This is a genomic window from Mesorhizobium sp. M7A.F.Ca.CA.004.06.1.1 (assembly GCF_003999135.1).
In the GTDB taxonomy this organism is placed as follows: domain Bacteria; phylum Pseudomonadota; class Alphaproteobacteria; order Rhizobiales; family Rhizobiaceae; genus Mesorhizobium.
Window position 1 is genome coordinate 1 of record NZ_RZPQ01001494.1, and the last position, 393, is coordinate 393.

Here is a 393-nt window from a genome sequence, read left to right on the forward strand (position 1 = left end):
ACTGCCCTCTTCCTCCGCAGCCTGCCGCAAATCGGCAATCACCGCCCGCCGGTCTTGACGCCGCCAGGCGAGATGGAGTGAAACCGTGCGGTCGAACCACGGCAGGTCGCGAAACACGATCCGCGGCGGCGCAGCGGAACGCAGGCTGGCTTGCACCGTCGCCAGGCCGAGACCTGCGCTGACAAGGCCAAGCGAGGTTAGCGTATCCGCCGTTTCATAGGCGATGTCGGGCAAAAAGCCGGCTTTGGCGCAGGCGGCAAGGAACTGGCCGCGATTGGTGTCGTCCGGCTGGCGCACGACGGTGATCCAGGTGCGACCGTCAAGGTGATGCGGCCCAACCTCTGGTATTTGAACAAGCGGATCATCTTCGGGGATCGCCAGCACCAGCGGCTC

General features: G+C 65.1%; 1 protein-coding gene. It reads right to left on the reverse strand.

Annotated elements, in window-relative coordinates:
• The coding region (locus EN906_RS37105; protein WP_245484432.1) for a LysR family substrate-binding domain-containing protein at window positions 1-384 on the reverse strand (384 nt) is incomplete at its 3' end.
• Window positions 385-393 lie beyond the last annotated feature (9 nt).